The sequence below is a fragment of the Agrobacterium sp. MCAB5 genome (assembly GCF_052114365.1).
Lineage (GTDB): Bacteria > Pseudomonadota > Alphaproteobacteria > Rhizobiales > Rhizobiaceae > Agrobacterium > Agrobacterium tumefaciens.
Genome location: NZ_JBFREP010000004.1, coordinates 42,342 through 67,111 on the forward strand (window position 1 = coordinate 42,342; position 24,770 = coordinate 67,111).

General features: G+C 59.6%; 22 protein-coding genes. 13 read left to right on the forward strand and 9 right to left on the reverse strand.

Features of this window, described 5'->3' with window-relative positions:
• Positions 1–37: 37 nt before the first annotated feature.
• From AB4Z23_RS10890 to AB4Z23_RS10900, 3 genes are all read right to left on the reverse strand, one after another.
• Positions 38–868 carry an ABC transporter permease gene (locus AB4Z23_RS10890; protein ID WP_421477593.1) on the reverse strand — a complete coding sequence of 277 codons (831 nt, stop codon included), beginning with the start codon at positions 866–868 and terminating at the stop codon, positions 38–40.
• Positions 865–1,668 (reverse strand): ABC transporter permease, encoded by an 804-nt coding sequence (locus AB4Z23_RS10895; RefSeq protein ID WP_003516067.1) that lies wholly within the window; start codon positions 1,666–1,668, stop codon positions 865–867. Before AB4Z23_RS10895 ends, AB4Z23_RS10890 begins: the two co-directional genes overlap by 4 nt.
• A gap of 113 nt (positions 1,669–1,781) precedes the next feature.
• Positions 1,782–2,555 carry an ABC transporter substrate-binding protein gene (locus tag AB4Z23_RS10900; RefSeq protein WP_003516066.1) on the reverse strand — a complete coding sequence of 258 codons (774 nt, stop codon included), beginning with the start codon at positions 2,553–2,555 and terminating at the stop codon, positions 1,782–1,784.
• Positions 2,556–2,896: 341 nt separating this feature from the next.
• On the opposite strand from AB4Z23_RS10900, the gene AB4Z23_RS10905 reads away from it, so the two are divergent.
• Positions 2,897–5,119, forward strand: a complete 2,223-nt coding sequence (locus AB4Z23_RS10905) for an OmpA family protein (protein WP_112682273.1) — start codon at positions 2,897–2,899, stop codon at positions 5,117–5,119.
• A gap of 202 nt (positions 5,120–5,321) precedes the next feature.
• Here the strand turns inward: AB4Z23_RS10905 and AB4Z23_RS10910 are convergent, their stop codons facing one another.
• Together AB4Z23_RS10910 and AB4Z23_RS10915 are read right to left on the reverse strand one after the other, a co-directional pair.
• Positions 5,322–6,245 carry a pseudouridine-5'-phosphate glycosidase gene (locus AB4Z23_RS10910; RefSeq protein WP_003516064.1) on the reverse strand — a complete coding sequence of 308 codons (924 nt, stop codon included), beginning with the start codon at positions 6,243–6,245 and terminating at the stop codon, positions 5,322–5,324.
• Between the two features lie 31 nt (positions 6,246–6,276).
• Positions 6,277–7,218, reverse strand: a complete 942-nt coding sequence (locus AB4Z23_RS10915; RefSeq protein WP_441360103.1) for a carbohydrate kinase family protein — start codon at positions 7,216–7,218, stop codon at positions 6,277–6,279.
• A 246-nt stretch (positions 7,219–7,464) separates the two neighbouring features.
• Here AB4Z23_RS10915 and recA point away from each other — a divergent pair, with 246 nt between their 5' ends.
• From recA to AB4Z23_RS10930, 3 genes are all read left to right on the forward strand, one after another.
• On the forward strand, positions 7,465–8,556 hold the full coding sequence (gene recA, locus AB4Z23_RS10920; RefSeq protein ID WP_003516062.1) for a recombinase RecA: 1,092 nt from the start codon (positions 7,465–7,467) through the stop codon (positions 8,554–8,556).
• Positions 8,557–8,787: 231 nt separating this feature from the next.
• Positions 8,788–11,451, forward strand: a complete 2,664-nt coding sequence (gene alaS / locus AB4Z23_RS10925; protein WP_441360104.1) for an alanine--tRNA ligase — start codon at positions 8,788–8,790, stop codon at positions 11,449–11,451.
• A 75-nt stretch (positions 11,452–11,526) separates the two neighbouring features.
• On the forward strand, positions 11,527–11,910 hold the full coding sequence (locus tag AB4Z23_RS10930) for a VOC family protein (protein WP_441360105.1): 384 nt from the start codon (positions 11,527–11,529) through the stop codon (positions 11,908–11,910).
• A 77-nt stretch (positions 11,911–11,987) separates the two neighbouring features.
• Here AB4Z23_RS10930 and AB4Z23_RS10935 read toward each other — a convergent pair whose 3' ends face one another.
• Complete coding sequence (locus tag AB4Z23_RS10935; RefSeq protein WP_441360106.1) at positions 11,988–12,614, reverse strand: glutathione S-transferase family protein; 627 nt, start codon at positions 12,612–12,614, stop codon at positions 11,988–11,990.
• 335 nt (positions 12,615–12,949) lie between these two features.
• Positions 12,950–14,164 carry an NADP-dependent isocitrate dehydrogenase gene (locus AB4Z23_RS10940; protein WP_003516051.1) on the reverse strand — a complete coding sequence of 405 codons (1,215 nt, stop codon included), beginning with the start codon at positions 14,162–14,164 and terminating at the stop codon, positions 12,950–12,952.
• Positions 14,165–14,380: 216 nt separating this feature from the next.
• Here AB4Z23_RS10940 and AB4Z23_RS10945 point away from each other — a divergent pair, with 216 nt between their 5' ends.
• The 7 genes from AB4Z23_RS10945 (at position 14,381) to AB4Z23_RS10975 (ending at position 21,006) form a co-directional block, all read left to right on the forward strand.
• Positions 14,381–14,911 (forward strand): hypothetical protein, encoded by a 531-nt coding sequence (locus tag AB4Z23_RS10945; protein WP_003516050.1) that lies wholly within the window; start codon positions 14,381–14,383, stop codon positions 14,909–14,911.
• Between the two features lie 174 nt (positions 14,912–15,085).
• Positions 15,086–15,928, forward strand: coding sequence for an RNA methyltransferase (locus tag AB4Z23_RS10950; RefSeq protein ID WP_003516049.1), 843 nt, complete (start codon positions 15,086–15,088; stop codon positions 15,926–15,928).
• On the forward strand, positions 15,912–16,733 hold the full coding sequence (gene murI, locus AB4Z23_RS10955; RefSeq protein WP_065702410.1) for a glutamate racemase: 822 nt from the start codon (positions 15,912–15,914) through the stop codon (positions 16,731–16,733). Before AB4Z23_RS10950 ends, murI begins: the two co-directional genes overlap by 17 nt.
• Before the next feature lie 380 nt (positions 16,734–17,113).
• Entirely contained in the window at positions 17,114–17,353 is a 240-nt protein-coding gene (locus tag AB4Z23_RS10960) for a DUF1127 domain-containing protein (RefSeq protein ID WP_013636401.1), read from the forward strand.
• Positions 17,354–17,798: 445 nt separating this feature from the next.
• Positions 17,799–18,437 carry a LysE family translocator gene (locus AB4Z23_RS10965; RefSeq protein WP_441360107.1) on the forward strand — a complete coding sequence of 213 codons (639 nt, stop codon included), beginning with the start codon at positions 17,799–17,801 and terminating at the stop codon, positions 18,435–18,437.
• 37 nt (positions 18,438–18,474) lie between these two features.
• On the forward strand, positions 18,475–19,362 hold the full coding sequence (locus AB4Z23_RS10970; protein ID WP_013636398.1) for an O-acetylserine/cysteine exporter: 888 nt from the start codon (positions 18,475–18,477) through the stop codon (positions 19,360–19,362).
• Between the two features lie 126 nt (positions 19,363–19,488).
• Complete coding sequence (locus AB4Z23_RS10975) at positions 19,489–21,006, forward strand: helicase HerA domain-containing protein (protein ID WP_441360273.1); 1,518 nt, start codon at positions 19,489–19,491, stop codon at positions 21,004–21,006.
• 3 nt (positions 21,007–21,009) lie between these two features.
• On the opposite strand, the gene AB4Z23_RS10980 is transcribed toward AB4Z23_RS10975, so the two are convergent.
• Both AB4Z23_RS10980 and AB4Z23_RS10985 read right to left on the reverse strand, forming a co-directional pair.
• On the reverse strand, positions 21,010–21,528 hold the full coding sequence (locus AB4Z23_RS10980; RefSeq protein ID WP_421477602.1) for a hypothetical protein: 519 nt from the start codon (positions 21,526–21,528) through the stop codon (positions 21,010–21,012).
• Positions 21,529–21,659: 131 nt separating this feature from the next.
• On the reverse strand, positions 21,660–22,643 hold the full coding sequence (locus AB4Z23_RS10985; RefSeq protein ID WP_003516041.1) for a TerC family protein: 984 nt from the start codon (positions 22,641–22,643) through the stop codon (positions 21,660–21,662).
• Between the two features lie 451 nt (positions 22,644–23,094).
• Between AB4Z23_RS10985 and rpsD the strand changes: the two genes are divergently transcribed.
• Together rpsD and AB4Z23_RS10995 are read left to right on the forward strand one after the other, a co-directional pair.
• The gene (gene rpsD / locus AB4Z23_RS10990; protein ID WP_003516040.1) at positions 23,095–23,712 is read left to right on the forward strand and encodes a 30S ribosomal protein S4; all 618 of its coding nucleotides are present in this window, start codon (positions 23,095–23,097) and stop codon (positions 23,710–23,712) included.
• Positions 23,713–23,781: 69 nt separating this feature from the next.
• Entirely contained in the window at positions 23,782–24,711 is a 930-nt protein-coding gene (locus AB4Z23_RS10995; protein WP_003495341.1) for a glutaminase, read from the forward strand.
• Positions 24,712–24,770: the final 59 nt, after the last annotated feature.

The window sequence follows — 24,770 nt, forward strand, 5'->3', positions numbered from 1 at the left end:
TGTCAGTCTTCTCTGTTGAGTGCTGCCAACCGTGTCCCTAGCGCTTGAGATGGCGTGTCAGGCGGGCTTCGAGCCATGCCCAGACATGCCGGAGCGTCTCGACGATCGTCAGGTAGAAGATCGCCGCCCAGAGATAGGCCTGATAATCGAATGTGCGGGAGAAGGCGTAGCGCGTCTGTCCCATCAGGTCGAAGACCGTGACGATGGAGACCACTGCCGAACCCTTGATCATCAGGATGATCTCGTTGCCGTAGGGGCGCAGAGCCACGATGAGGGCCTGCGGCAGAATGACCTTGCGGAAGGTGACGAATTTCGACAGGCCGAGCGAGGCGGCACCTTCAATCTGGCCGCGTGGCACGCTTCGGATCGCGCCCCTCAGAATTTCGGCTTGATAGGCGGCGGTGTTGAGGGTGAGCGACAAGAGGCCGCAATACCAGGCCTCACGGAAGAACCACCACAGGCCAACGGTTTCCAGCCCCTGACGGAAACTGCCGAGGCCGTAATAGATCAGGAAAAGCTGCGCCAGCAGCGGSGTGCTGCGAAAAACGTAGACATAGGCATAGGCCAGCGCGCTGATGACGCGATTTTCCGACATGCGGGCGAAGGCGATCGGCACCGAGAGAAGTGCGCCGAGGATGATCGAACTGCCAACYAGCGTAATGGTGGTGATGAGGCCATCGATATAACGCGGCCCGTAACGTTCGAATTTCGCCCAGTCCCAGCCTTCGATCATCGCAAAGATCAGCCCGGCGGCCAGCAGCAGCCAGAGCGTTATGACGGCGATGCCGACGACGCGCGATATGTTGAGGGGCTTGTCTGTGGCAACCGGCGCGGGGCGCGGCGGAATGAGTTCCTGAACATGGCTCATCGGCTTGCCTCCGACTTGCGCGACCAGCGATCGATGAAGCCGATGCCGATGGAGGAGAGCAGAGCGAGGATGAGGTAGAGCAGACAGGCGATGCCGTAGAAGAAGAAGGCTTCCTTGCTGACGCGGGCAGCGATGCCGGTCTGGCGCACGATATCGGCAAGGCCGATGATCGAGACGTAAGAGGTATCCTTGAGCAGRATGACCCAAAGGTTGGTCATGCCGGGCAGGGCGATCCTGACCAGCTGCGGAATGATGACGAGTACCATGGTGTGGCCGCGCGAGAGGCCGAGTGCATGTCCAGCCTCATATTGGCCCTTTGGGATGGCCTTGAAGGCGGATAGCAACACTTCCGAGGAATAGGACGAAAACACCACTGACAGCGCGACCATGCCCGCCACGAAGGCGTTGATCTCTACCGGGCCGGTTATCCCGACATAACCGGCGGCCGATTGCAGCAGCATCTGTATGCCGTAATAGACGATGAACAGCGTCAGGAGTTCCGGCAGGCCRCGGAAGATGGTGGTATARACACCGGCCGCCAGCCGCAGCGATTTTTCCTCCGATTGCGCGGCGAGCGCRATGAGGAAACCGATCACAAGCCCGACGGGCAGGGTGGCGAGCGCCAGCGAGATCGTTACCTTGACGCCGAAGGCGATTTCGTCGCCCCAGCCGGCATCGCCACAGGTGACGAGGGTGCCGTTTCCGAAAAGCGTGAAGAGACCGACCGGCCCACAGAAAGGGTCGAGAAGTGTCGAGACATAGGTCCAGAACGCACCTATGGCGGAAAATGCTCCGCTCATGCCAGTTTTCCCCCGCGGTCTTAAGCCGCCGTGATTGTTATGGTTACGTTTTCAAACAAAAATGGCGGAAGGGCAAGCCTTCCGCCACCAGATTTCAACAGGCGACGCGCCGCTTACTGGCCGTAAACGTCGAAATCGAAGTATTTCTTGTTGATTTCCTGGTACTTGCCGTTGGCGCGGATGCCGGCGATGGCAGCCGTGAACTTGTCGGCGAGCGCCGTATCGCCCTTGCGAACGGCTACGCCTGCACCATTGCCGTTGATCTCGACATCCACCGGAAGCGGCGTCAGGATCTTGCAGCACTTGCCTGCATCCGACTTCAGCCACTCCGACAGGACGACGATATCGTCGATGACGGCGTCGATGCGGCCGTTGGCGATGTCGAGCTTATATTCGTCGGCGGTCGGGTACATTTTCAGGTCGGAACCCGGGAAGTGCTTTTCGGCATAGTTGGAGTGGGTCGTGGAACCCTGAGCGCCGAGCGACTTGCCCTTCAGGTCGTCGACGGACTTGATCGGCGAATCCTTCGGTACGGCGATTGCCGGCGGGGTGTTGTAATATTTCTTGGAGAAATCGACCTTCTGGAGACGCTCCGGCGTGATCGACATGGACGCGATGATGGCGTCGAACTTCTTTGCCTGCAGGGCGGGGATGATGCCGTCCCAGTCATTGGTGACGAAGGTGCATTCAGCCTTCATTTCGACGCACAGCGCCTTGGCGATGTCGATGTCGAAGCCGGTCAACGTACCGTCGGCTTCCAGATTGTTGAAGGGCGGGTAGGCGCCTTCCGTGCCGATGACGATCTTGTCCTGCGCGAGGGCCGCGCCGGAAAACAGGGAGATGGCGGCAATCGATACGGCTGCGAGCAGACGGGTGGAAATAGGCATTTCGATCCTCTCTTTTGGTCGTTCATCCGCAGTCTGTTGTTGTTTTCAGTGCGGACGTCGTGAGCGCAGGCGCAACAGAACGGGTTGCCATTCGTGGCCTTCAGCGCGCGGCAATTATTCGTCCGGTTGGTCAAAAAATGCAACTGCAATATTAGCGCCCTCTTTTTCGTCGCGGAGCTTTCACGAAATGGCCTTGATCTGTTCATTTCCGGTACAGAACGCGTTGGTCATCATGGGAACCKAAGCGTATGCAAGGCGTTGACCAGCGCCTGCACGCGCGGCCGGATTCACAATGTCGCGGCATAAGCGGCGTACAACGATTGGCAGATGAGGAAGCACCGATGCTGAAGAAGAACACATTGCTGACGGGGGTGGTTTTCCCCCTCATGTCGCTGGCGATCGCGGTGGAGCCGGCCGCCGCCGGTTATGCCGGCGCCGCACGGACGCAAACGCAAATGCCCCAGGCACAGGCCCCGGTGATATTGGCGCAGGCGCAGCCGCAAGCGGAGGAGCAGAACCCGGAAGAGCTGCTGCGCAAGCAACGCCAGCAAGCAGAAGAGGCGCAGCCGAAACCAGAGCCAGAGCCGAAAAAGCAGGAGCAGGCTCCGGAACCGCAGCGCGAACAGCCGAAGGCTGAAGCCGCACCGGCCGAACCGCGTCCTGAACCTAAGCGTGAAGCTCAGCCCGAGCCGCAACGCGAGCCTCAGCCAGAACCGAAACGGCAGCAGCAGCAGCGCGAAGCCCAACCGGAACCGGCGCCAGCTGAACAGCCACCCGCCCGCAAGCAGCGCCCGCAGCCTGAGCCCGAAGCCGCACCTGCACCCGCCGAGCAGCAGCCGCAGGAACGGCCGCGCAAACCGGCTAGAGCCGAGCAGCCGGCAGGCGAGGGCGAGCAACGCCCCGCACGTCCGCGCAAGCCGGAGCCGGCGGCCGAACAGCCAGCCGCACGCCCTGAAAATACCGAGCAGCCGGCGAAACAGCGCGAGCCCGCCGCCGAGAAAAAGCCGGTAGAGGAAAAGGCTCCAGCACCGGAACCGAAATCGGAACCCGCCGAAAAGGCCGTTCCGGAGAAAAAGCCAGCGGCTCCTGAGCCAGCTGTAAAGGAGGCTCCTGTTCCAACGGAAGCGCCGACACCGGCACGGCCACCGGCTCCGGAAGCTCAGCCCAATCCTGCGCCCGGCCAGCAGCCTTCTGAAAAGCAGCCGGTAGAAGGCCAGGGCAAGACGGAGCCTGCAGCGCCGCTGCCGGGTACTCCGACACCTCCGCCGCCAAGCGGTGCCACGACAGGACAGGCGCCTGCCGGCGAAGCCGTTCCCAATCAGGTCGCCATTCCGCAGACGGAAGCGCCTCCGACGACGAAGCAGGAACTGGACAAGGCCAAGGCTATCGCCAAGGACCCGTCCAAGACTGCCGACACCGTCATTCTGCCCGTCGACAAGGGTGCCGCCGTTCTCGACAGCGACAAGGAAGTGGAGCGCTCCGGTAACAACCAGGCACGCGAGCAACGCCGCCGCGAGCGYGAGCAGGCCGGTGACGTGAAGGTGCCGACTTCCGACGCCGAAGCGCAGCGCGCCGGTGCTGCCGGAGGCAAGGCTCCGCCGCCCGTGAAGATGGAGGCGATTACCTCTCAGCAGGGCGAGCGTGTCGACCGCCGTCCGCAATATGACCGGCCGGAAGGTGCGCGGGAATGGCAGCCGCGCGAAGGYGGCCGGCGCGATCAGGATCGCGATGCGCCGATCATCCTGCARTTYGGYGACCGMGTGGTTGTGCGCGGYGACGACAATCAGCGCTTCATCCGCGATGGCGGCGAGCCCTATTACGAGCGCCTGCCCGGCGGACGTGTCCGCGAGACCGTCGAGCGTCGCGACGGCACGCAGGTGGTGACGATCCGCAACCGCTATGGCGACGTCATCCAGCGTTCGCGCATCGATGACCGTGGCCGGGAATATGTGCTGTTCTATGCACCGGAACTGATGGACGAACCGGACCGTGAATATGTCTATCGCGATCCCGGCCTCGACCTGCCGCCGATGCGTCTGCGCATTCCGGTTCGTGACTACATCATCGACACGTCGAGCGATCCGGACCGCGATTATTACCGCTTCCTGGAGCAACCGCCGGTCGAGCCGGTGGAGCGTGTCTACTCGCTGGATGAAGTGCGTTATTCGGCCCGTATCCGCGACAAGGTGCGCCGTATCGACCTCGATACGATCACATTTGCCACTGGAAGCGCTGACATTCCGATGGCGCAGGCCCGTTCGCTGCGGAAAGTAGCGGATGCGATCAACAAGGCGCTGGCAAAGAACCCGGCGGAAACCTTCCTGATCGAAGGCCACACCGATGCCGTTGGTTCGGATGAAAGCAACCTCGTTCTTTCCGACGAGCGCGCCGCTTCCGTCGCCAATGTCCTGACCGATGTTTACGGCATTCCGCCGGAAAACCTGGCGACGCAAGGCTACGGCGAGCGTTACCTGAAGGTTCAGACACTCGGCCCGGAACAGCAGAACCGCCGCGTCACCATCCGCCGCGTGACACCGCTGGTAAGACCGGTCGCCCAGAACTGATAAGGTTCAGGAACTGAAAAATGAAAGCCCGGAAAGCGCAAAGCTTTCCGGGCTTTTTTATTGGTAGCAAAGTTCCCAGGCCGACACATTATCCGTAACTCCGGACCAGATCCGGGGTCCAGCGTGATCAAGTCCGGCATGACTGGGATGCTTCTCACCCTGCCATCATCCTCAAATTTGAGGATAATCCAGCCTCTAACGCTTAGTTAAGCGCCACAGCAATCTCTGCTGCGAGCTGGGCATTGTTGCGTACCAGCGCGATATTGGTCGCGAGGCTGCGGCCGTCGGTCAGGCGGAAGATATCGCCGAGCAGGAAGGGCGTGACGGCCTTGCCGGTGATGTCCTCGCGCTCGGCGTGGGAAATGGCGCGATTGATGTAGATTTCCATCTCCTCGCGCGGAATTTCGTCCTCTTCCGGCACGGGATTGGCAATCAGCATACCGCCATCGATGCCGAGCTGTTCGCGGGTCGTCTGGAAATTGGCGATGGCTGCAGGGCTGTTGAGCGACAGCGGGCTGGGAAGGCCCGAAGAACGCGACCAGAAAGCCGGGAACTCTTCCGAACCGAAAGTCACGACAGGCACGCCGTTGGTTTCGAGAACTTCCAGCGTCTTCGGGATGTCAAGAATGGCCTTGGCGCCGGCGCAGACGACGATCACGCCGGTTTTGGCAAGCTCGGTCAGATCGGCGGAAATATCGAAGGTCTCCTCCGCGCCCTTGTGCACACCGCCGATGCCGCCGGTGGCGAAAACGCGGATGCCGGCGCGGGCAGCGGCAATCATGGTGGCTGCCACTGTCGTGGCACCGGTGCGGCGCTCGGCAATCGCAAAGGCAATATCTGCGCGCGAGACCTTCATGGCGTCGGTGGTCTGGGCAAGCGCTTCGAGCTGCTCCTTCTCGAGGCCGATATGCAGCGTGCCGTGAATGACGGCGATGGTTGCCGGAACGGCTCCCTGATCGCGGATGATCTGTTCGACGCCTTCGGCCATCTCGATATTGCCGGGATAGGGCATGCCGTGGGTGATGATGGTCGATTCCAGCGCGACGATCGGCGCGCCGCGCTGTTTGGCAGCGGCAACCTCTTGCGAATAGACGATGGGCAGGAGCGGGGAGATGGGGCGGGTCATTCTGTTTGTTCCAGACTATAAAAAAACGGGTTCATGCCAGCATTTCGGCCTTGGGGACAAGCCCCAACATGGTCTCGACACTGTATTTTGACAGGTCTTGGGCGGTGGCGAAAGGCGATTGCACGGTGATGGCGGCCGCCGCGGCACCCAGTCGCAGGGCCTCAGTGATGGTTTTGCCCTCCGTAATCGCGGCGAGATAACCTGACGCCATGGCGTCTCCGGCGCCGGTTACGTCTTTCACCTCGCGGATGATGGGTGGGTGGAGGCTTGCGGTTTGCGTCGCGTTGAAGGCTACCACTTCGCTTGCGCCACGGGTGATGACGCCGCCGGCAAGGCCTGCCCTGCGGAGAATRYCCGGCCAGTCGCGAACATTGTCTGCCGTCTGTCCCGTCAGCGCGCGCGCCTCTGCCTCGTTCATGAAGAGAATGTCGATATCGGCGAGCATGTCCTTCAGCTTCACCGCCTTGGCGGGCGAAATGGCGATGGCCGCGAGCGGCTTTTGGCAGGCGCGGGCAATGAGACCGAGCGCCTTCAACGTATCCTCCGGCAGATTGGCATCGCAAAGCAGAAGGTCGCTCGCGGTAATCGCTTCACGCACCGCGCGAACTTTGAGTCGGCGCGGCGAAAACAGCTTGTAAAGGTCCATATCCGCAAGTGCGATGACAAGATTGCCGTCGCGCTCCAGRATGGCGGTGTAGCTTGGCGTGCGGCGATCGAGGAAAACGAAGGGCGTATCTTCCACGCCCGCCTGCCTTGCTGCCTCCGCCACCGCTTCGCCGGTCACGTCGCCGCCGCGCGGTGCGATGATACGGACGGCAAAACCGAGCCGGGAAAGATTGCGCGCCGCRTTGAAACCGCCGCCGCCAGCCTCTTCCATCCATGAGCCAGGATTGCTGGCGCCGGGCGCCGTTTCAGTCTCGATCATGCCGCGCCTGTCTATATGCGCGCCGCCCAGAACGAGTATTTTCTTCACGCTTGTGTTTCCCTCTTTCGCGGATGGAAAAGGTGGACGATTCGCCCCAATCTTTTGTTTGTTCCCCTTCACATCCGGTTCGTAGCGATAGGCCGGACACGGAAAAACGAAAGCAGAACAAACCACTTATCGCTATTTGTTTTCAATATGCTGGCTGCGCCTTGCGATATGAGAACAAATAGAGTACATCCTATTTCCATACTGCTTCATTGCCTGTGCGGCTTCAATAACCTAAAGGTGGATCGGATGGCACAAAATTCTTTGCGTCTCGTAGAGGATAAATCGGTGGATAAAAGCAAGGCACTGGAAGCGGCGCTCTCCCAGATCGAACGGTCGTTCGGCAAGGGATCGATCATGAAGCTCGGTTCCAATGAAAACGTGGTTGAAGTAGAGACCATTTCGACGGGTTCTCTCAGCCTGGATATAGCGCTCGGTATCGGCGGCCTGCCGAAGGGGCGTATCGTTGAGATTTACGGCCCGGAAAGCTCCGGTAAGACAACGCTTGCGTTGCAGACGATCGCGGAAGCCCAGAAGAAGGGCGGCATCTGCGCCTTCGTGGATGCCGAGCACGCGCTCGATCCGGTCTATGCCCGCAAGCTCGGTGTGGATTTGCAGAACCTTCTGATCTCGCAGCCGGATACGGGCGAGCAGGCGCTTGAAATCACCGATACGCTGGTGCGCTCCGGTGCCGTCGACATTCTGGTGGTGGACTCGGTTGCGGCGCTGACGCCGCGTGCCGAAATCGAAGGCGAGATGGGCGACAGCCTGCCGGGCCTTCAGGCACGTCTGATGAGCCAGGCGCTGCGCAAGCTGACCGCCTCGATCTCCAAGTCGAAGTGCATGGTGATCTTCATCAACCAGATCCGCATGAAGATCGGCGTCATGTTCGGTTCGCCGGAAACGACGACGGGCGGTAATGCGCTTAAATTCTACGCCTCGGTGCGTCTCGACATTCGCCGTATCGGCGCCGTCAAGGAGCGTGAAGAGGTTGTCGGCAACCAGACCCGCGTCAAGGTCGTCAAGAACAAGATGGCACCGCCTTTCAAGCAGGTGGAATTCGACATCATGTATGGCGAAGGYGTTTCCAAGACCGGCGAGCTTGTCGATCTCGGCGTGAAAGCCGGTATCGTCGAGAAATCCGGTGCATGGTTCTCCTATAACAGCCAGCGTCTGGGACAGGGGCGTGAAAATGCCAAGACCTTCCTGCGCGACAATCCGGAAATGGCAAGCGAGATCGAACTGGCGCTGCGCCAGAACGCCGGTCTGATCGCCGATCGGTTCCTGCAGAATGGCGGCCCGGAAGCCGGCGAAAGCGACGACGGTCCCGACGAGGGCTGATGCATTCGAAGGTCCGGGCGTTCGCGTCCGGTGGCTTTGCCGGCATGAGCCGGTATGGATAAAAAGGGTCGTGCGATTTTCCTCGCGTGGCCCTTTTTCTTTGCCTAGACGCCTTGGTGCGCCTCCATGGCTGGACAGGGCAGGATGCGGACGATAAAAGCCTTTGATTTTGCAAGATAGCCATCATTCGGGATGGCGGTGATGGACTCCAGCTGTGAGCGGTGTGTGGGCATGAGCGGTGTGAATGAAATTCGGTCGACCTTTCTCGACTACTTCAAGAAGAACGGACACGAGATTGTGCCCTCCAGCCCGCTGGTGCCGCGCAACGATCCGACGCTGATGTTCACCAATGCCGGCATGGTGCAGTTCAAGAATGTCTTCACCGGTCTCGAAAGCCGTCCTTATTCCACCGCTGCCTCGGCGCAGAAATGCGTGCGCGCCGGTGGCAAGCATAACGACCTCGACAATGTCGGTTATACGGCCCGTCACCATACGTTCTTCGAAATGCTCGGCAATTTCTCCTTTGGCGATTACTTCAAGGAAGAGGCGATTACCCATGCCTGGAACCTGATCACCAAGGAATTCGGSATCGATCGCAACCGTCTGCTGGTCACGGTCTATCACACCGACGACGAGGCTTTTAATCTCTGGAAGAAGATCGCCGGTTTCTCCGACGATCGCATCATCCGTATTCCGACCAGCGATAATTTCTGGGCCATGGGCGATACCGGTCCGTGCGGTCCCTGCTCGGAAATCTTCTATGACCACGGCGATCATATCTGGGGCGGACCGCCCGGCTCGCCGGAAGAGGATGGCGACCGTTTCATCGAGATMTGGAACCTCGTCTTCATGCAATATGAGCAGCTGACGAAGGAAGAGCGCATCGATCTGCCGCGCCCTTCTATCGACACCGGCATGGGTCTCGAGCGCATTTCGGCGTTGTTGCAGGGCAAACACGACAATTACGACACCGATCTGTTCCGGGCGCTGATTTCGGCCTCCGTCGAAGCGACCGGCGTTCCGGCAGAGGGCGAGAAGCGCGCCAGCCACCGCGTCATTGCCGACCATCTGCGCTCCTCCGCTTTCCTGATCGCCGATGGCGTTCTGCCGTCGAATGAGGGCCGTGGTTACGTTCTGCGCCGCATCATGCGCCGCGCCATGCGCCATGCCGAGCTTCTCGGTTCGCGCGAGCCGCTGATCTACAAGCTGCTGCCGGCGCTGATACAGCAGATGGGCCGCGCCTATCCGGAACTGGTTCGCGCCGAGGCGCTGATCTCCGAGACGCTGAAGCTTGAGGAAACCCGTTTCCGCAAGACGCTGGAACGCGGACTGTCGCTGCTGTCCGACGCGACTTCGACGCTGCACAAGGGCGACATGCTGGACGGCGAAACCGCTTTCAAGCTTTACGATACCTATGGCTTCCCGCTCGATCTGACGCAGGATGCGCTGCGCGCCCGTGAGATCGGCGTCGATATTTCCGGCTTCACCGATGCCATGCAGCGCCAGAAGGCGGAAGCACGCTCGCACTGGGCTGGTTCCGGCGATAAGGCGACCGAAACGGTGTGGTTCGAACTGAAGGAAAAGCTCGGCGCGACCGAATTCCTTGGTTACGACACTGAAACCGCCGAAGGCGTTATTCAGGCGATCGTCAAGGACGGCAAGTCGGTGGATAGTGCTGCCGAGGGCGAGACGGTTCAGATCGTCGTCAACCAGACGCCATTTTATGGCGAGTCCGGCGGTCAGATGGGCGATACCGGCGTAATCTCTGGCGATAACGGCACCTTTACCGTTTCAGAAACCCAGAAAAAGGGCGAGGGCCTTTTCGTGCATTCCGGTACGGTGTCCAAGGGTGGATTGAAGCTCGATGACGCCGTGCAGCTGACGGTCGATCACGACCGCCGCTCGCGTCTGCGCGCCAACCACTCCGCCACCCACCTGCTGCATGAGGCGCTGCGCGAGGTGCTTGGCACGCACGTTGCTCAGAAGGGTTCGCTCGTCGCACCCGAGCGTCTGCGCTTCGACGTTTCGCATCCGAAGCCGATGTCGGCCGAGGAGCTGAAGGTCGTCGAGGAAATGGCAAACGAGATCGTCTTGCAGAACTCGCCTGTCGTGACGCGTCTGATGAGCGTTGACGACGCCATCGCCGAGGGTGCTATGGCACTGTTTGGCGAAAAATACGGCGATGAAGTCCGCGTTGTGTCCATGGGCACCGGTGTTCAGGGTGCGAAGGCCAACCGTCCGTACTCGGTCGAGCTTTGCGGCGGCACCCATGTTGCCGCAACCGGCCAGATCGGCCTTATCCGCATTCTCGGCGAAAGTGCCGTCGGTGCGGGCGTGCGCCGTCTTGAGGCCGTAACGGGTCARGGCGCGCTTGCYTATCTCTCCGAGCAGGATGAGCGCGTAAAGGCACTGGCSTCGTCGCTGAAGGTTCAGCCGGGCGATGTGCTGTCGCGTGTCGAGGGACTTCTCGACGAGCGCAAGAAGCTGGAGCGCGAGCTTGCGGATGCCCGCAAGAAACTCGCAATGGGCGGCGGCTCGTCGGATGCCGGCGCAAACGACGTACAGCAGGTTGCGGGCGTCAATTTCCTCGCAAAATCCCTGTCCGGCATCGATGCCAAGGACCTCAAGGGTCTTGCAGATGAAGCCAAGGCCAACATCGGCTCCGGCGTCGTGCTGCTGATCGCCGTGTCCGAAGACGGCAAGGCAAGTGCTGTTGCTGCCGTGACCGAGGATCTGACTGGCCGTTTCAGCGCCGTCGATATCGTCCGCACGGCCTCTGCGGCCCTCGGCGGCAAGGGCGGCGGTGGACGCCCGGATATGGCGCAGGCCGGCGGCCCCGATGGCGCCAAGGCACAGGACGCCATCRACGCGGTGGCRGCRGCSCTSGCGGCCTGATCTGGATGAATTGAAAAAAGGCGGGGTTCTACCCCGCCTTTTTGATTCTGGATGTTGAAWTCCGAAAGGAACGTGATGCGCTTWGTAAATCCCATCCCTTTCGTGTGCGATATCAACCGCTCCARGGAGTTTTATCGTGAAAGGCTCGGCCTGAAGGTTTTGGACGATTTCGGAAATTTCGTCCTCTTTGAAAGCGGCTTTGCAATCCATGAGGGGCGTTCGCTCGAACAGACCGTCTGGCGRACATCGCCGGACACGGACAAACCTTACGGCAGACGGAATCTGCTGCTCTATTTCGAACAYGAGGATGTCGATGCGGCATTTCGGAATATTGCGCCGCATGTGGAGTTGATCCATCCCGTTGAGCGGCAGGCATGGGGACAGAGAGTGTTCCGTTTTTATGATCCGGACGGGCATGCAATCGAGATAGGCGAACCACTCGCCCAGTCCAACGAATAAGCCCGCTTCCAAAATCCGTTTTGTGACCCTTGCGAGCGCTGGTGCTCCGCTGTCAGGCGAAATGCCTGTCAGTTTCCTCAACCCGCCGCCTGCATATCCTTCGCTGCCGCTTCGTCAAGCTGKGTGGCCCGCTTGAAGGCGGGGCGGTCGGTCAGATGCGCMATATAGTCCGTGAAGGCCGGACGTTTTTCTATTGTGCCGAACTGCAGGCCCCAGCCGACATGGGCACCTACATAGACATCCGCCGCAGTGAAGTGATCGCCGGCGATGAAGCGGTTTTCGCTGACGGCACGTTCGAGCGTGTTGATCGCATCCGCATAGCTGCCGCAGCCAGCCATACGCAGCTTTTCCTGCGGCACCTCGAACCCCATCGCCTTCATGCTGGTTGTCATTTCCAACGGACCGGCAGCAAAAAACATCCAGCGGTAATAAAGTCCGCGCGCTTTGGGCGTCGGCGCAAGGTTGGCGCCCGGAAAGGCATCCGCCAGATAGGCGCAGATCGCTGCCGCTTCGGTGACAATGGTGTCGCCGTGTTTGATGGCGGGCACCTTGGCCATCGGGTTGATCAGCCGATAGGCCGGCGATTTCATCGACGTCGAGAAGCCCAGTATCTCTGTCTTGTAGGGAACGCCCACTTCCTCGAGCATCCATCGCGCAATGCGTCCGCGCGACATGGGATTGGTGTAGAAGATCAATTCACTCATTGCTTTGCCTCCCCAAGCAAAATTGCAAAAGCATCATTGAAAACCCGCGCGCAGTTCGCGCTGACACGGTGCGTTTTTATAGTCCACAGCATTATCGGTTTTCCCGAAGGATCGCGCTGGTAACCACATGAATTTTTGACTGTGCCGGACAAGTTATGTGTCGTTTTATGCTGTTTCAGCTATATATTTTTATTTTTCTGACTGCGGCACGCTGTGGAATCGAAGTCTGCGCCTAGTGCAACATCTAAGCAAGATACTGTGAACAAAAAAAGAAACCCGGCGTTGCGGCCGGGTTTCCTTTTGTCGATATTTCAAACGGGCAGTGCGCTGTTCTTTTAAGCCGCCATCGCCGTCTTGAGGTTTTCATCGATCTTGTCGAGGAAGGCGGTGGTGGAGAGCCAGGGCTGGTCCGGACCGATGAGGAGCGCGAGGTCCTTGGTCATGAAGCCGCTTTCGACGGTGTCGACGCAGACGGTTTCGAGCGTTGCTGCGAACTTTGCGAGTTCTGCATTGTCGTCCAGCTTGGCGCGGTGGGCGAGACCACGGGTCCAGGCGAAGATCGAAGCGATCGAGTTGGTCGAAGTTTCCTGACCCTTCTGATGCTGGCGGTAGTGGCGCGTGACCGTGCCGTGTGCCGCTTCAGCTTCAACCGTGCGGCCGTCCGGCGACAGGAGAACGGAGGTCATCAGGCCGAGCGAACCGAAGCCCTGGGCAACCGTATCAGACTGCACGTCGCCATCGTAGTTCTTGCAGGCCCAGACGTAACCGCCGGACCACTTCAGAGCGGAGGCGACCATGTCGTCGATCAGGCGGTGCTCATAGATGATGCCGATTTCATCGAACTTCGCCTTGAACTCGGTCTGGTAGACTTCTTCGAAGATGTCCTTGAAGCGGCCGTCATAGGCCTTCAGGATGGTGTTCTTGGTGGACAGGTAAACCGGCCACTTGCGCATCAGGCCGTACATCATGGATGCGCGGGCGAATTCGCGGATGGATTCGTCAAGGTTGTACATTGCCAGCGCAACGCCTGCGCTCGGCGCGTCGAAGACGTCCTTTTCAATGACCTGACCGTCTTCACCGACGAACTTGATCGTCARCTTGCCCTTGCCGGGGAACTTGAAATCGGTTGCCTTGTACTGGTCGCCGAAGGCGTGGCGGCCGACGACGATCGGCTTCGTCCAGCCAGGAACGAGGCGGGGAACGTTCTTGCAGATGATCGGCTCGCGGAAGATGACGCCGCCCAGAATGTTGCGGATCGTGCCGTTCGGGCTCTTCCACATCTGCTTCAGGCCGAATTCCTCGACGCGCTGCTCGTCCGGCGTGATCGTCGCGCACTTGATGCCGACGCCGTGCTTCTTGATGGCRTGTGCCGCATCGACGGTTACCTGGTCGTTGGTAGCATCGCGGTTTTCGACCGAGAGGTCATAATATTCGATGTCGAGATCGAGGTATGGCAGGATCAGCTTGTCCTTGATGAGCTGCCAGATGATACGGGTCATTTCGTCGCCGTCGAGATCGACGACTGGATTGGCTACCTTGATCTTTGCCATGAATTCCTCACCTTCGAAGCTGTGGCGCCTGGTGACGCCGGTATTCGGAAAAATATCCGGTGCGGCTATAGCATCGCGCGCGCCTGAGGCAAAGCCATGGGGGGCGCTTTTTTGGCGCGGTGCAATAACGCTTTGCGCATTGCCAAACCATATTGCCGGAATACAGTCAGGCGAATCGCTTCGCCCGCGCGTCGGGCCTACCTCCGGGATCACATCATGCGGAATATTCTGCTTCTGACTGCCGCCGTCCTCTTTTCCCACAGCGCCCTTGCGGCCGGCCCTGCCGATCCCGTCCAGAAGGTGATGGACATTACCGTCAAGAACTGGTCCGGCGATGCGGAAAACTGGAAATACATCTTCGACGAGGACATGCTGACCAGCCTGTTCAGCAAGGACTTCGTTGCCCAATACCGCGAAGCTTCCAAGAAGCCGGCTTACGAGGCGGAAAGCGGCGAGACCGGCGATCCCTTCGGCTACGATGTGGTGACCAACTCGCAGGATGGCTGTCCGCTGGTGGATGTTTCGGTAACGCCCGGTGAGGTGAAGGACGGCGTGACTGACGTGACGGCGAAGTTCAAGCTCTGGGCCTGCATGGATGAGGCAGAGATGAAGGCAACGGTCGATGAGGTGCATTTCGATGTCATCGAGGAAAACGGCCAGCCTGTCATCAGCGACATTCACCGGGTTGGAGACGAGGGCAGGGATTCGCTGCGCGCAGAGATGGCGGCGATCATCAAGGGCGAATAACAGGGCGTTCTGCCTGCCCCGGCTTTGATTTTGGCGCCGATCTGTGCCAGTGAAGCGCGCTTTAGAGCATTTTCAGGAAAAGCGGCGACCGGTTTTCAGTCTGGAAATGCGCGAAAACCATAAAACGCATCGGCCTGAAAATCGATGCGGCGCTTCAGAAACTGGAAAACGACGATGGCAGGCACAAACAGCGAGCTTGAACTTGTGGCGGAAGGCCCGGCGATCATTCTGGTCGAACCGCAGCTCGGCGAAAATATCGGCATGGTGGCACGGGCAATGGCCAATTTCGGTCTTGCCGAACTTCGCCTCGTCAAGCCGCGTGACGGCTGGCCGAACGAGAAGGCGCGCGCCGCCGCTTCCAAGGCCGATCATGTCATCGACGGGACGAAGGTGTTCGAGACGCTGGAAGAGGCGATCAAGGATCTCAATTTCGTCTATGCCACGACCGCGCGGGAGCGTTACGGTTTCAAACCGGTTCGTGCCCCCGTCACCGCAGCCGGCACGCTGCGCGCGAAGTTCAAGGCGGGTGAAAGAACCGGCATCCTGTTCGGGCGTGAGCGCTGGGGCCTTACCAATGAAGAAGTGGCGCTGGCCGATGAGATCGTGACATTTCCGGTCAACCCCGCCTTCGCCTCGCTCAACATCGCGCAGGCCGTTCTTTTGATGTCCTATGAGTGGATGAAATCCGGCATGGACGATCTGGACGAGACGCTTTTCCAGCCTATCGAGCAGCGGCCCTCGACCAAGGAACAGGTCTTCGGCCTGTTCGAACACATCGAGGAGGCGCTCGATGCGCGCGGATATTTTCATCCGCCCGAAAAAAAGCCGAAAATGGTGGACAATCTGCGTGCGGTGCTGTCGAGACGCGGCTTTTCCGAGCAGGAAATCAGTGTTTTCCGTGGCGTGATCAGGTCACTCGATCGTTTTCCCCGGCAGTGGCCTAAGCAGGCAGGCCGGGCCGGAACGGCGGAGGGACCATTGTCGGAGAGGGCTGGGGAGAATGCTGAAGACGACTGAGGCTCTGGCCGATGTTCTCAAACCGGTGCTGGTATTCGATTCCGGCATTGGCGGGCTCACGGTACTGCGCGAGGCGCGCGTGCTGATGCCCGAGCGCGGCTTCATCTATGTGGCCGACGACGCCGGTTTCCCCTATGGCGGCTGGGAAGAGGAGGCGCTGAAAGCGCGCATTCTTTCGCTCTTCGAAAAGCTGCTTGAAGACTATAGCCCTGAAGTCTGCATCATTGCCTGCAACACCGCCTTCACACTGGCAGGCGCCGATCTTCGGGCGCGCTTTCCTGATATGACTTTCGTCGGCACCGTTCCAGCTATCAAGCCTGCGGCCGAACGCACCCGCTCCGGTCTCGTTTCCGTGCTGGCAACCCCCGGCACCGTCAAGCGCGCCTATACGCGCGATCTCATCCAGTCATTCGCCACGCAATGCCATGTTCGCCTCGTGGGATCGGAAAATCTGGCGCGTATGGCCGAAAGCTGGATCAGGGGCGAACCGATCTCCGATGAAGCCGTGCTGGCGGAAATCGAGCCCTGCTTCATCGATAACGACGGCAAGCGCACCGATATCGTTGTTCTCGCCTGCACTCATTATCCCTTCATGGCCAATGTGTTTCGCCGGCTGGCGCCATGGCCGGTGGACTGGCTCGATCCGGCGGAAGCGATTGCCCGTCGCGCGCGCCACCTGGTGCCGCTGCCGCAGGATGCGGAGCATCCAGATGGTTTCGATTTCGCCGTCTTCACTTCCGGCAAGCCGGATTTCGCCACACGGCGGCTGATGCAGGGTTTTGGCCTCAGCGTCTCGCTGAGCTGAACAGCTTGTTGCATTTTTGCATCTATTCTGCCKGACTTTTGCAATTCGAGATTGCGACCTCTTGTCGCGTCCGGCATCTCGTGTAAGATGCATCTTGTCTGTAACCGCTATAAAAAGGAGGCGTGGAATGACTGACTATATGAATATGCGCCTTACCGGCATGTCTGGCTTTTCCGGCATGGTCATTGGCGGTTACATGTCCCGAGGCATCGACCTCCGATAAGGCTTCCTGCCTGATTTCCCCGCCGTTTGGCATCTTCACTTCGTCTGACAGCTGAATTGTGCGTCCGCGCTACCGCGTGTTGCGCCCGCCGTTCCTGCATGTCGTTTTATCATCGATAAAGGACCTGGCTGCTTCGCCGCGCCGGGACGGATTYCCCATGCAGAAAAATCAACCATTGGTAGCATATGCGCTGCCGGATGCGGTCGACCGCCTGTTCGTCACATTCGGCGTCTGGAAAACCCTGAAAGCGGTTCTCGTMGCGGCAATGGTGCCGCGCCCGCCGCCGACCGATCTTTCCGATCTGCCGGAGCGTCTTCTGGAYGATATCGGCCTGGAGCCGTCCGACCGCAAAATGCGGCGGGAGTGGGCSCCTCCTTACTGGGCGCCGCGGTTTTGATGGCGACAGTCTCTCCGGCGAGAAAATGCCGGGGAGGCTCCGTYGTCCGTTTCACACTTCTAATGATGTTCGAAATGCGCGCCTCCRTCATGCSGGACTYGACCCGTCGTCCACCCACGGCGCGTCTGTGAGGAGTTCATTGCCGCACTTCAGTTTTCCGTAACGGAAGCTGCGGAAAGGCCTGGCATATAGCGCGTTGCACTATTCTCGGGAACGTCCGGGCGGGCGATACCCCTGATCTTGCCCTGCGGCTGGAGCGGGCAGGGGGCAGCGCGGCGCGGCATGGCTTGCCATGCCGTCAAATTACGATCTTGCTCAGGCGATGAAGCGGCGGCAGCAGCCTGTTCGTCCGCGGATGACAAAGCGGCATAGTCTCCGAAAATTTGGCTTGATACCGGGCGCTTTTGGTGGCTTGCTCCAAAGACCGAACGGGGGAGATTGCATCATGCCACTGGAGAACTGGCTGGCCTTCGTGGCCGCATCCGCCATCATGCTTGCCATTCCGGGGCCGACGATCCTGCTGGTGATTTCTTATGCTCTGGGGCATGGCCGYAAGGCGAGCACCGCGACGGTGACGGGTGTGGCGCTTGGTGATTTCACTGCGATGACGGCCTCCATGCTGGGGCTCGGCGCGCTGCTTGCSACATCGGCGGCCCTTTTTACCGGTCTGAAATGGATCGGCGCGGCTTACCTCATCTATCTCGGCATCAAGCTGTGGCGTTCGCCGGTTGGCGTTGAAGGTGGTGAAGCCGCAGGCGTGACCGGCCGTGAGCGGCCGCTCAAAATCTTCCTGCATGCCTATGTCGTCACGGCGCTGAACCCCAAGAGCATTGTCTTCTTCGTCGCCTTCCTGCCGCAGTTTTTGGTGCCGACKCTGCCTTTCTGGCCGCAGGTGCTGATTTTCGAAGCGACATTCCTTGTGCTTGCCAGCTGCAATGCGGCCCTTTATGGACTTCTGGCAAGTGCCGCMCGCAATACGATCCGCAAACCCARGGTTCAGCGCATCGTCAACCGCACGGGCGGCGGTCTCCTGATCGGCGCCGGTCTCATTACATTTGGCTGGAAGAGGGCGGTTTCGGCGTAAAGCGCCCGTCGATCGCCTGAAATTCGGACATAACAAAATGGCGTTGCCGCATATTCTTCTTGCCCTGATCACCGTGTTTTTGTGGGGCTTCAACTTCGTTGCCATCAAGATCGGCGTCGCCGACATGCCGCCTCTGTTTCTGACGGGGGTGCGCTATCTGTTTGCAGCCGTGCCGTTGGTGTTCTTCTTGCCCAAACCCAATGTGCCGTGGCGGCATATGATCGTTTACGGCATGGCGATGGGTTTCGTGCAATTCGGCCTGCTTTACCCGGCCATCAAGCTCGGCCTGCCGGCTGGGCTTGCTTCGCTCGTCATGCAGTCGCAGGCCTTCTTCACGCTGGCGCTGGCCGTGGTGTTTCTCGGCGAGCGGCCGTTGCCGTCACAGATCGTCGGCGCAATCGTTGCCTTTGGCGGGCTSGCGGTCATCGGCGTGGAGCGCATGACGGCTGCAGCGTTGATACCGCTGCTGATGGGCGTCGGCTCGGCYATTGCCTGGGCCTGCGGCAACATCGTCAATCGCCGCATCGGCCAGGTGAATGCGGTCTCCTTTGTCGCATGGACGAGCCTTGTTCCCGTTCTGCCGTTGGTCCTGCTTTCGCTGGTGGTGGAGGGACCTGATGCGATTGCGGAAGGGCTGCACAATGCGACGCCTACGATGGCTCTCGTGGTGATCTACATGGCCTATGGTGCGACCATCGTCGGCGCGGGTATCTGGAGTTACCTGCTTCTGCGTTACCCGGCCGGAACGGTGGCGCCGTTTTCGCTGCTGGTGCCGATTGTCGGTTTCGTCAGCGCCTATCTCGCTTTTGCGGAGCATATTACCGTCTTCGAAGTGGTCGGTGCCGCATTGGTCATCATCGGGCTGATGCTGAATGTGTTCGGCAGGCGGCTATCATTTTCGCGCGTCTCGTCCGGGGCCGCATAGATGTGGCGCAATTGCCTGTGCATTATCGGCACGGGGCAGACGCAATCGGTGATTTTTTGGTAAAGAGCATGTTCGGCCGCCGTTACGGGAATCGGCCGGATGACATGCAGCACGAGGAACGGAACATTGCAGGTCGGCATCGACATGGGAACCCTATCGGGCGGGCAGCAGGCCAAGCTCGATATTGAGGAATTGCTTGCAACGCGTTTGCTGGTGCAGGGCAATTCCGGGTCCGGCAAGTCACACCTCCTGCGCCGGCTCCTGGAGCAATCGGCGCAATGGGTGCAGCAGGTCATTATCGATCCCGAGGGTGATTTCGTCACGCTGTCCGACAAGTTCGGCCATGTGGTGGTGGATGGAGAGCGCACGGAAGCCGAGCTTGCGGGCATTGCCAACCGCATCCGCCAGCACCGCGTTTCCTGCGTGCTGACGCTTGAAGGTCTTGATATCGAACAGCAGATGCGGGCCGCTGCCGCTTTCCTCAAYGGCCTGTTCGATGCGGATCGCGAATTCTGGTATCCCGTGCTTGTCGTTGTGGATGAGGCGCAGATGTTTGCGCCCTCCGTCGGCGGCGAGGTGACCGAGGATGCGCGCAAGGCGTCGCTGGGCGCCATGACCAATCTGATGTGCCGTGGGCGTAAACGCGGGCTTGCGGGCGTTATCGCCACGCAGCGCCTTGCCAAGCTTGCCAAGAACGTAGCGGCGGAAGCCTCGAACTTTTTGATGGGCCGCACTTTTCTCGATATCGATATGGCGCGCGCTGCCGATCTGCTCGGCATGGACCGGCGGCAGGCGGAAATGTTCCGCGATCTGCAGCGCGGCAATTTCGTGGCGCTTGGACCGGCGCTGTCGCGCCGCCCGTTGCCCATCGTCATCGGTGCGGTGGAAACCTCGGCGCGGTCTTCCTCGCCGAAGCTCATGCCGCTGCCGGATGCACCGCAGGATGTGGAGGATCTGATCTTCACGCCGGACCCGGAAGAGTTCACGCGACCCGCCACGCGCCGCACGCCGCCAGCGCCGCGCCCTACAACCGATATTCTCGCTGAACTCTCCCGCTCCACCCCCGCCGCCGCCGGTCCTTCACCGGAGCAGTCGGCGCGTGCAGGTCAGCCGGAGCTGACACCGGAGGAGCGCGAAGAGAAGATCGCGGCAGTGCTGGTCGAAATTCTCGACGATCCGCAATCGGCCTATCGCACGGACGCCGTGCTGTACCAGGATTTTCTGGTGCGCGCGCGCATGCGCCGTATTCCCGGCACGCCGATGACGCTGGCGGATTTCCGCCGGCAGGTGGCGATTGCCCGCTCCGGCGTGGATGCGGCAATGGCGGCCAGCGAAGGCTGGGAGAAGGCGCTGGAATTGTCGWTGTCGGTCTCCGACGATCTGCAGGGGGTTTTCCTGCTGTTGGTCAAGGCGGCGCTCAATGAGGAGCCTTGCCCATCCGACGCCCGTATTGCCCGCGCTTACGGTACCCATTCCGCCCGCCGTGCGCGCCGTCTTCTCGGTTATTTCGAGGAGAAGGAGCTTGTGGTGGTACACGCCGATTTCTCCGGCAAGCGCATCGTGGCGTTCCCCGATCTCGACGCGAAGACCGCACCCGGYGATGCGGATGCGGCTGAGGATGATGCGAGGCTGGCGGCGGAGTAATCGCTATTCAGTCAAAGTCCGCACCGCAAAACTGATCGTCGTGTAGAGACCACTGAGGCTCAGAGCCAGTACGCAAACAATAACGGCTATAAACAGTGCCGAGGTCAATCGATGCGGCCGTTGATAGGGGCGGGTGCTGACATGTGTTTGCAAGGGGGCGAGCCGGGAGAGCTGGGTCGCTGTCCATCCGTCACGTTCGAATTCCGGCGAAGCGATAAATTCAGCAAGATGCCGTTGTCGTCTAATGGAAGAAGGCAATTGCGCCAGAAAGCGTTGCGGTTCACGCCTGTTGCTTCTCGACAGGAATATAGTGATCGCTTCCCTGAAACGCTCGTCGCGTGCACCTGAGCAGAACAACATCCGTCCCGCTTCAATGAGATCGTTCATCTCAAGCAGCACTTCACCGTATTTTTGAAGGAGTGCCAGATCGACGTCGGGATGGCTGAGCCTGCCCTGAAGGATTTCCTTCGCTCGCCAAAGTTTCTTTTCTGAGATTGCCTGATCAACGGTTTCAAAAGTCATTTTTGCGATGAATTGGACATTTGTTTTAATATTGAGAAAATAGATTTCGGTCTAGCTAACAATAATACAGATTATATATTTCATCATCAAAAAAGAAAGAGGAGGCGTAATCGCCTCCTCCTTGCTCATCATTACTCGATAGCCTTTGTTTCCTTGCGCGTTGCAATCAGCGAACCGATGATGCCGGTTGCGAGGATGGCGACGGTGACGCCGAGCGAGACGGCGGGCGGGATCTTGGCGATGCCCAGCATATCCGCGACGAAAATCTTCGAGCCGACGAAGACCAGAACTGCGGCCAGCGCATATTTCAGATAGGCGAAGCGGTGGATCAGGGCGGCAAGTGCGAAATAGAGGGCGCGCAGGCCGAGGATCGCGAAGATGTTAGAGGTATAGACGATAAACGGATCGGTGGTGATCGCGAAGATCGCCGGGATCGAATCGACCGCGAAGATGAGGTCGGCGATTTCGACCATGATGAGGGCCAGAAACAGCGGCGTCACAAAGGTCTTCAGCTTGCCTGTGGCAGCATCGGTCTCCTTGACGAAGAATTTCTCGCCATGCAGCTTCTCCGTTACCGGAAGGCGGCTGCGCAGGAATTTCAGGATGCGGTTATTGCCGATGTCGTTCTCGTCATGGTCGGATGAAAACAGCATCTTGAGGCCCGTGAAGACGAGGAAGGCCGCAAAGAGATAAAGCACCCAGTGGAAGTTTTCGACAATGGCGGCGCCGCCGGCAATCATGATGCCGCGCAGAACGATCACGCCGAGGATGCCCCATAGCAGCACGCGGTGCTGATATTGGCGGGGAATGGCGAAATAGGAGAAGATCATCGCGATGATGAAGATATTGTCCATGGCGAGGCTTTTTTCGACCACGAAGCCGGTGACATATTCCATCGCTGACTGTTCACCGGACTGGTACCAGATCCATCCGCCGAAGGCCAAGCCGATGGCGATATAAAAGCCGGACATCAGCAAGCTTTCACGGATGCCGATTTCCTTGGAATTCTTGTGCAGCACGCCGAGATCGAGCGCCAAGAGGCCAAGGACGAGAGAAATGAAGACCGCCCACATCCATGTGGGGGTACCGAGAAAATCGTTGAGGAGGAACTCCATCAGTCAACCTTTAGCCGGACGAGGTTGGCTTTGCGGATGGGGACGCGTATCAGGAATAAACGTGGGCCCCAACCTTCAAGAGACTCGACATCGCGTGTTGTCCGGTAACACGCCAGAGGGGCCCGAGTCCTGATTACGGCTTAGAAGTGGGTGGGCCTTCCAGCTTTTCAAGGGGTGGTTCGAGAAAAAAGCGGCGGGCTTTGTTTGACAAATTTGTAAAACGTGTTTAGAAGCCGCTCCAACGCCGGGCAGTCATGTCCGGTGTGTTTCGTTGACTGCCTTGCAGTTTATAAGCTGACGTTCGGCGGTCAACATCACCGACATGTCCCGTGGTCTCTCCATTCGCATGTGAGAAACCTGTCAGAGGTCCTGAAACGGGCTTCAGAGGAGGGCGTGTTTCCTCAAACCGGTTTGGCAACAAACCGGCATAACCTATTGAGAAGGAAATACGATGAGCAAGCGCGAATCGGCTAAGTATAAAATTGACCGCCGTATGGGCGAAAACATCTGGGGCCGTCCGAAGTCCCCGGTAAACCGCCGCGAATACGGCCCGGGCCAGCACGGTCAGCGCCGCAAGGGCAAGATGAGCGACTTCGGCACGCAGCTGCGCGCCAAGCAGAAGCTCAAGGGCTACTACGGTGAACTGCGCGAAAAGCAGTTCCGCGCCACCTACGACGAAGCAAACCGTCGCAAGGGCGATACCTCCGAGAACCTGATCGGCCTGCTCGAGTCGCGTCTGGACGCCATCGTCTACCGCGCCAAGTTCGTTCCGACCGTTTTCGCATCGCGTCAGTTCATCAACCATGGCCACGTCACGGTTAACGGCGTTCGCGTCAACATCGGTTCTTACCGTTGCAAGCCGGGCGACGTTATCGAAGTTCGCCAGAAGTCCAAGCAGCTGGTGACCGTTCTCGAAGCTGTTCAGCTCGCAGAACGCGACGTTCCTGATTACATCGAAGTCGATCACAACAAGATGGTTGCGACCTATGCTCGCATCCCGGCTCTGTCTGACGTTCCGTACCCGGTCGTCATGGAACCGCATCTGGTCGTCGAATTCTACTCGCGTTAATCGGCGCGTTTCAGTATTGAGAAAGCCGCCCCTCGGGGCGGCTTTTTTGTTTGCTGGGGAAGGCTTTGCATGCAGGACATTCAGGCGATCGTCGATTCCATTTACGACAGCATGGTGCCGCGCCTGGGCGAGGGCAAAGTTGCGGATTACATTCCGGAACTCGCCAAGGTCGATCCGAACCAGTTCGGTATCGCCATCACCACTGTCGACGGAACCACCTATACGGCCGGCAATGCGCTCACGCCGTTTTCGATCCAGAGCATCTCCAAGGTCTTCATGCTGACGCTGGCGCTCGGCAAGGCGGGCGAGACGGTATGGAACCGGGTGGGGCGTGAGCCGTCGGGGTCGTCCTTCAACTCCATCGTCCAGCTGGAGCATGAGCACGGCATTCCGCGCAATCCCTTCGTCAATGCCGGTGCCATCGTGGTGACGGATATCGTTCTTTCCGGCCACCAGCCGCGCGAGGCGATTGGCGAGCTTCTGCGTTTCGTCCGTTATCTCGCTGACGATGACACGATCAGCATTGATGACACCGTGGCGAAATCCGAGCAGGCGACGGGTTTCCGCAATTTCGCACTTGCCAATTTCATGCGGTCCTTCGGCAATCTGCATCACCCCGTTGAATATACGCTGGGCGTCTATTTTCATCAGTGCGCGCTGTCCATGACCTGCGCGCAGCTTTCACGGGCCGGTCTTTTCCTTGCCAATCGCGGCCGCAATCCGCTGAGTGGTCATACGGTTGTGTCAGACCGACGCGCGCGGCGCATCAATGCGCTGATGCTGACCTGCGGCCATTATGACGGATCGGGCGATTTCGCCTATCATGTCGGCCTGCCGGGCAAGAGCGGCGTGGGCGGCGGCATCATGGCAGTGGCGCCAGGCAAGGCGTCGATTGCGGTCTGGTCGCCGGGTCTGAACAAGGTCGGCAATTCGGCGCTTGGGTCGCATGCRCTGGAAATGCTGGCGACGAAAACCGGCTGGTCGGTATTCGGGGCTTGATATTGCGGGCGGATGCGGGCATTTCCTGCATTGAAAATGGCTGAACGCCAGAGCGGGCT